This window comes from Ramlibacter albus, from assembly GCF_014297445.1.
Classification (GTDB): Bacteria; Pseudomonadota; Gammaproteobacteria; order Burkholderiales; family Burkholderiaceae_C; genus Ramlibacter; species Ramlibacter albus.
In genome coordinates, this window is sequence record NZ_JACORU010000036.1 from 1 (window position 1) to 1,155 (window position 1,155).

Sequence of the window (1,155 nt, forward strand, 5' to 3'; positions counted from 1 at the left end):
GGCAACGCTGAAAAAGGTCCACCACGAGCACGGCTGATGCGTTGATCGGAGCATGAAGCAACAGACCCTCGCCATGGCCGCCGACAAGGGCTTCGAGCAGTTCCGCCGCCCGACCAAGCGCGACGTGTTTCTCAGTACGATGGACAAGATCATGCCGTGGCAGGAATTGTGCGCGGTGATCGAGCCGCACTACCCCAAGGGAGAAGGCGGCCGCCCGCCGGTGGGGCTGGAGCGGATGCTTCGCATGCTGTTCGTGCAGCACTGGTTCAACCTGGCTGACGAGGCCTGCGAAGAAGCGCTGTACGACAGCGCCAGCCTGCGCAGCTTCGTGGGCATCGACCTGGGGCGCGAGCGCGTGCCCGACGCCACCACGCTGTTGAAGTTCCGCCGTCTGCTGGAGACCCACCATCTGGGGCAAGCGCTGTTCGCCAAGGTGGGCGAAGTGCTGCAGGCCCAAGGGATGAAAGTGGGAGCTGGCACGATCGTGGACGCCACGATCATCAGCGCGCCCAGCTCGACGAAGAACAAGGACAAGAAGCGCGACCCGGAGATGCACCAGACGGCCAAGGGAAAGAAGAACTGGTTCTTCGGCATGAAGCTGCACATCGGCGTGGACGCCCACACGGGGTTGGCGCACAGCGCGGTGGTCACCTCGGCCAACGTGCACGACAAACACCCGCTGCCCGAACTGCTGCACGGCGACGAGCTGCGCGTGTACGGGGACTGTGCCTATACGGGACAACAGGAAGTGATCGCCGAGAAGGCGCCTGCCGCGAAGGACTGCACCAACCAGCGCGTGCGCAAGACGGGCGACAAGGCCGAAGAGTTGCAACGTCGCAGGAACCGGGAGAAGTCCAAGGTGCGCGCTCGCGTTGAGCACGTGTTCGCCGTGGTCAAGCGGCTGTGGGGCTTCAGCAAGGTGCGCTACCGCGGGCTGCACAAGAACGCCACGCGCGCGTTCACGGCGCTCGCGCTGGCCAACATCTACATGACCCGAGGGCTGCTGCTGGTGAAGGTGCGCCCGTAAGGGTGAAAAGGGGCCGTGAGGCCCCTCAAATCGACAGGAAAACCGATGAAACCCGCTCGCGCGAACCTCAGATCCAGCCTCGCGAAACGCGTGCGTCGAAAATCGGCCGCTAAATCAGCGTAGCCCTA

1 protein-coding gene is annotated in these 1,155 nt (G+C 64.1%); it reads left to right on the forward strand.

Annotation, left to right across the window (positions count from 1 at the left end):
- Window positions 1–52: 52 nt before the first annotated feature.
- Window positions 53–1,027 carry an IS5 family transposase gene (locus tag H8R02_RS30005; protein WP_187085712.1) on the forward strand — a complete coding sequence of 325 codons (975 nt, stop codon included), beginning with the start codon at window positions 53–55 and terminating at the stop codon, window positions 1,025–1,027.
- Window positions 1,028–1,155 lie beyond the last annotated feature (128 nt).